We start from the raw sequence: 6,491 nt of genomic DNA on the forward strand, positions 1-6,491 counted from the left end.
GGCCGGATTGTTCACCGTGCCGCCGAGCGTGTTCGTGGCGCCGGCCGTGGAATTGATAGTGCCGGCGGCGCTGTTGGTGAGCGTGCCGTTGTGGATCGTGGCGTTGGAGAGATTGATGGTGCCGGCGGCGAGAATCGTGACGTTGCCGCCGTCGATGATCGCATCGCCGGTGGCCGGGTCGTCGGTTAGCGTGACGGTGTCGGCGGCGACGGCCTGAATCAAACCGTTCGTCGCCCCTTCGAAGTTCGTGTACGAGCCGCCCATCAACGTCAGCGCGCCGCCGCGGGCTTGAATCGTGCCGCTATTGATGACGCCGGCGTTATTGGGCTGAATCGTCATGGCGGCTGTCACGTCGATCAAACCGCGATTCGTGAGCGACATCTTGCCGACGCCGATGAGCCCGCCGCCGGCAATCGTGTTGTTCTGATTGACGAGCGTTTCGTTGGCGTTTGCCCCGAAAATACTGCTGCCGGCGCCAAGGAGGTTGACCGTTCCGCCTCCGTTCAGTGTCAGCGTGTCGTTGGCGCCGCTAGGGCACAGGCTGGAGCCGGCGGCTGCATTGATGTTGATTGTCCCAGCGTTGTTGTAAACTCCTGTCGTTTCCAGATTGAGCGTGGAGCCGGCCAGGACGTTGATGTTCGCCCCGGCGTTGTTGTTGACGGTCCCGCCGAGCGTGTTGGTGGCGCCGGCCATCGAATTGATGATCCCGCCGGCGAAAATGATGAGTGTGCCGTTGTGGATCGTGCCGAGCGACAATTGCAAGGTGGCGTTGGGTTGGACTTGAACGATCCCGTTGTCGATGACCGCGTTCGCCGCGGCAACGCCATTGAGATTGAGCGTGTCGCCATTGTTGGAACGAACGGTTCCCAGAATGCCGGCGTCGATGTTGGTGAACGTGCCGTTGGTCAAGTTCAACGTGGCGCCAAGGGTTTGGATCAGGCCGCCATTGATGACGCCGGCGTTGTTCGGTTGGATGGTTAGGGGACCGGCGGCCGCCGCGGTCTGGATAATTCCCATCATCTTGTTGGTCAGCGCCATTTTGCCGGCGCCGATCGAGCCGCCGCCGGTGATCGTGTTGTCGACATTGGTCAATCGCTCGTTTTGGTTCACTCCGAAAATGCTGCTGCCGGCTCCAGTGAGGTTCACCGTTCCGCCTCCACTCAAAGTGACCGTGCCGTTGGCGCCGCTGGGACACAGGCTGGCGGCGCCGCCGGCATCGTTGATGTTGATGGTCCCGGCGTTGTTGTAGGTGCCCGTGGTTTCCAGATTGAGCGTGGAGCCGAAGACGCTGATCGTTGCCCCGGCGTTGTTATTGACGGTCCCGCCAAGTGTATTGGTCGTGCCAAGAATTGAATTGATGATGCCACCCTTCACGTTCGTAAGGGTGCCATTGTGGATGGTGGCGTCGTCCAAGTTGATCTTCCCCCCCGCCTGCGCGATGAGAACCGTGCCGCCGTTAATCGTCGGCTGACCGAGGGCGCCGCCGAGGAGGTGCAGCGTTCCGTTGGCGGCGACGATGATCGAGCCGTCGACGCCCGCGGCGGAGTTGGTGAGCAAGCCTTCATCGACCGTCAACGTGGCCGGTCCGACACCGACGGCGCCCGTCCCGACCGCGATGGTTGCCGCGTTGGTGACCGTGATCGGCAGCAGGGGATTACCGTAAATCTCCAGGCTCGAGTTGTCCTTGACGAAGATCGACGAGCCGGGACCGGAATTGGTGATCGCCCCGCCGATCATGTTTTCCACGCTCGGCGCGACAGTCATAATCATGCCGCCGCTGGTATTGGTCAGGGTCTCTGGGAGCGCGGTGCCGTCGTTCAATTGCAGTTGACTCAGCGGCCCGTCCAAGAGGATCGTGCCGAGGTGGACTGAGACGCCCGCTTGTAGAATCACCGTGCCGGGCATCATGTGCCCATGAGCGATGATCATTCCGCCGCCGGCTGGGCCGTTATTGGTGACAATCCCGCCGTTGAAAGTGAGAAATGAATCGTCGCTGGCCTGCATCGTGCCGTCGTTAATCACGGCGTCGTCGATTGGCGGCATGGGAAGAACCAAGGGAAATATCGTGATGCCCTGGGCCGGGACGGCGCCGGAAGGAAACGTCGAGGCCGTGATGATGCCGTGGTTGGTCAGTTTTGGCGACAAGACCGTGGAGTGGCTGCCGATCTGGCCGCTGCCAATGATCGTTTGAATGGCGCCAATCGTCAGCCGCGCACCGCCGACTCCCTGGATTCGCGTTCCGTTGGGATCGAACGGGTCGCCGGTCACGAACCCTTTCAATATGATGTCGCCACTTCCGGTGAGCGTGACGTCGCCGCTATTGAGATTGAGCACCGACGGCGCGAAGCCCGCCGAAGCCAGGAAGATTGTGCCTCCGTTCGTAATCGTGCCCTGAATGTTTGTTGTTGCGCTGTCGGTTTGGGCGTACATTGTCCCCAGCGCGAGCGTCACGTTCTTAAGCGTCGCGAAGTCGAGGGTCTCAAAAACGCTGGTGGCGTCGCCCGCTAGCGTTCCCCCGTTGATCGTCGTCGTGCCGCCCCCGAATGGTCCGAGTGTCACCGTGGAGCCGTCCGAGGCGGAGATCGTTCCGGGATCCGTCGGATCGGTATTATCGTAGACGCCAATTCCGAGCGCCAGGGTCCCGCCGCCGGTGGCCTCCAACAATCCGCCCATGGGTGCCCCGGTGCCCACGTTCTTCAAGCCCGTGGACCCTGCTGCCGTCGAGGGGCTGATGGTCAACGTGGAACCGTGGATATTGGCATTGATCGTGCCGTGATTGATTAGATTGAGGGAAGTGATCACCCCCGCGCCCATGATGGTGTTGTCCGAGGTCAACGTTTCCGCGCCGGTCGTGCCGGTAATGTCGGTTCCTGCCGACATCATCACGACGCCCCCGCCGGTCAGCGACGGCACGGGCGCCGCAACGCCGGTGCCGTCGAACGAGATCGAGGCGGCGCCGGAACCGCCGCCCTCCAGTTTGATCGTTCCCGAATTACTGAGCGTGCCGGCGCCGGCATACGTCTTTATGGTCGGGCCGCCGCCGCTCATGATTTCGAGCGTGTCCTTGCCGGCGACTCCGAGGTTGTCTAGCGTTACGCCGATGCTCAGGGTCACGTCGGAGCCGGGAGTGGCGATGGAAGCATCGTACATCATGCCGCCGCCATTGTCTGGATAGCCCGGCGGAGTGTGGATGCTCCAATTCGGGGCGATCCAAGGGCCGGAACCACCGAGCCAACTATCCAACGCTCCGGCCCAAGCGGCCCCACCGCTCAGGCAGTTCATTGCCAGCGCAACCGCGAACAAACGCGGAAAACGCTGCACGGATCGACGACGGGAAGCTGGCGGGCGACACGTGCGCAGGACTCCGCGCACAAGCATTGAGGGGGCCATGGCGATTCTCCGCCTTGAGTTGGAGTCGAGAAAGCCGTCATGCGCGGACAAACCGAATCGTTGTCCGGCAATTCAGAAGTGACGCAACCGACATGCCTCTCCCCCCCGGATTGTACCGAATGCTTTGGGGAGGTGCAACCAAATCAGATTCGGGGCACCTATGTAGTTAAGAGCAACGAACCACTCCGGAACCGGAAAGCGGAAATCCAAGATTTCCACTTTTCTCGGAATCGGCCGATCGTTGCAGGGTGCCCTGTCCACGCGGGGCGGGGCGCCCTCTGGGCCCGACAGCGGGTCGGACGGGCTTCGCGACCGATGCGTCGGCGAACATGCCCACGCGATCAACAAGGCCGGTTGGCTTGATCAGAATCGATCGACGCTTGCGTGGGCATGGCACCCGCGCCGAGCCATGAACACAATTCCACCGAATGCGACCACCAGCAACACGAGCGTTGAAGGCTCGGGAACTGCCGCCGGATCGGCGCCGGGGCCGGCGGGAATCGGGTCGCCGCTGAATCCTTCGGCGCTCGGCGGATCCATGCCCGAAGAACTTGGCGCGCCGGAGGCGAATGGCGCGGTCGATTGCAACGAGTCCGCCAGCACGAAACCGCTCGACAATGTCGCAGGCACACTCCGTGTGCCGTCCGCTGTCTGCTCTCCTGCCCCCAAATCCAAAGGATTGCCGCTGGAGTCCGAGGCGTCGATCGTCACGAGGCCTCGGCTCGCGGCCGTGCCGCCGATCACCAGCGAACTTTGAACGATATGATTGGCGGTGAGATCGCTCCCCGCGTTGACGACCGTGCTGCCGCTGCCGTCGATGCCGCCAACTTGCTGATGCGTGCCGGAGACGAGCAGGCCGGGCGCCGTGCTGATGTTGATGATGTTCACCCGATGTGTGCCGGACGACAAGGCCGAGACCGATCCAGCCAATTCCAGCGTTGCACTGCCGGTGACGGTCGCCGTGACGCCCGTGCCGATGGTCGCGCTGCCCGAAACGGCGCTGAAGCGGAGCGTGCCCCCATTGACGGTGATCGGCCCAGCGAGCGATTCAGAGTGGGACAGAGTCAAAGTGCTCGAACCTCCCTTAACCAGTCCGCCGCTGCCGCTGATTGGGCCGCCCAGCGTAAAGCTGTTGGCGCCGGCCACGTTCAAAGCGGCGTTGAGGCGGACGGCATTGCCCACCGCAAACGTCCCATCGCTCGCCGCTTGCAGCGTGCCGCCGCCGGCCGTCAGCGTTCCGAGGCCCAAGGCGCTGTTGCTGCCAATGAAGAGCGTGCCGGCGTTCAGCGCAATGCCGCCACTAAAAGTGTTGTTTCCGCTTAGTACGAGCGCGCCAGCGCCGGACTTGACCAGCGACAGCGCTCCGCCGCCGGCGCCGTCCTGTAGGACGCCCGGATAGGCTGTCGTGGAAGAAACGACATTGTCGGTTAAGGTCGCGGGGGTGGCGCTCTGGTTTTGAACGATGGCGGTCGTGCCCGACGACTCAAGGACGGAAATCGAGACGCTGTTGCCGTTGAGCGACAATATGGCACTGTCTGTCAAGAAAACGATGTTGGCGGCATTGAGAGCCGTTGGACTGCCTAATTGCAGGCTTCCGGCGTCGATCTCCACTCCGCCTGTGAAGGTGTTGTGGCCGCTGAGGGTGAGCGTGCCGGCGCCCGCTTTTTCCACGAACAAGGGTCCGCCCCCCGGGCCGTCCTGAAGGACGCCGGCGTAGGTGTTGTCGACTGCGTTGTCGATGCTAAGTATGCCCCGCGAGGCATTGGCGTTTTGAATAACCGGGCTGCCAACGTTCGCGTTGGTGTTCAGGTTCGCGACGAAAACGGTGTTGCCGTTGAGGCTCAGGACCCCGGCGCTGCCAGCGCCGAACGAGACGTCGTTCGACGCCGGCGAGCCGAGAGCGCCACTGTTGGCTATTTGGAGCGTGCCCGAATTGATCGTCACGCCGCCGGTGAAGGCGTTGTTGCCGCCGAGAACCAGAACGCCGCCGTTGCAAACGAGCGCAATCGTCCCGGAACCGTCGCTGATCGCGCCGTTGATTGTTGTGATGTTCTTGCCCGAAGCAACCGTCAGGGTTTGAGGGCCGGCGGCTCCGCCGGTGATCGCACCGCCGATCGTCAAGCTATCGCCGACGGCCTGAGCGTTGTCGCTCAAGTTGTAGTCCCCTTCGAGCGTCAGCGGCGCGTTGATGGTCTCGGTAATGTTGGCACCGGAAAACGTGGCGGCGATCTGGAGCGTGCCGCCGGCCGTCAGCGCCAAGGGGTTGCCGTCGGTCAGCCCGATGGTGTAGGCCGCGGCCGACTTGTCGAACGTGATGTTTTCGATATTGCGACTTGTGTCGGGGACGATCAACGTCGTCGTGCTGTTCGAATTAAAGAGCGCCGTATCGGTGTTGGCGGTCCCCGACGGGGCGCCGGGAACGATATGCGAAACCCAGTTCGTAGGGGTCTGCCATGCTATGGTAGATGCCGACGAACTCCACGTGCCATCGGCGGCAAATGCGGAGCTGCTCGCCCCAAGGGCTAACAACACGAGCCAACCTGTGATCGAATTGCGGACGAATCGTCCGCCAACCACGACGGCGCAGCAGCGAGGCACGCACATGATGCTTATCTTATGGGGTCGAATGAAAAGCGACGGCCTATTTCATGCTAATCCGCCCCGACCTCAAACACAAGAAAACTCGCGGGGACGGCGTTGTGGCACGGTCTCCCGACCGTTAAACACTTACGACCGCAGGTCTCCGATTCGCCGATCAGGTGACCTCCGGTCAACGCCTGTGCCGGGTCGGGAGACCCGAGCACAACAAGCGCTCGCGCCTCAGCACTGTCCGACTTCGTTGGCCAGTGCGATCCGGCGCCGCGCCATGATCGCCACGCCGAGCAGCGCGACCAGGGCCAGCAACAGCGTCGAAGGCTCGGGAACGGACGTCGGACCAGCGCCGGGGCCGGCGGGAATTAGGTCTCCGCTGAAGCCCTCGGCGCTCGGCGGATCCAAGCTCGATGAACTCGGCGCGGCCGAGGCGAACGGAGCGCTCGGTTGCAACGAGCCCGCCAGCGCGAAGCCGCCGGTTTGACCGAGCGGATTTCCCGAAGAGTCCG

The 6,491-nt window shown here is 62.9% G+C and carries 3 protein-coding genes; all 3 read right to left on the reverse strand.

All coding sequences use genetic code 11. The features are described from left to right. Positions 1-3,282: hypothetical protein (locus tag VGY55_12780; GenBank protein HEV2970838.1), on the reverse strand; the 3,282-nt coding region annotated here is incomplete at its 3' end. A 471-nt stretch (positions 3,283-3,753) separates the two neighbouring features. After that, on the reverse strand, positions 3,754-5,994 hold the full coding sequence (locus tag VGY55_12785; protein HEV2970839.1) for an autotransporter-associated beta strand repeat-containing protein: 2,241 nt from the start codon (positions 5,992-5,994) through the stop codon (positions 3,754-3,756). 216 nt (positions 5,995-6,210) lie between these two features. Next, the coding region (locus tag VGY55_12790; protein ID HEV2970840.1) for a PEP-CTERM sorting domain-containing protein at positions 6,211-6,491 on the reverse strand (281 nt) is incomplete at its 5' end.

This window comes from Pirellulales bacterium (assembly GCA_035939775.1).
In the GTDB taxonomy this organism is placed as follows: domain Bacteria; phylum Planctomycetota; class Planctomycetia; order Pirellulales; family DATAWG01; genus DASZFO01.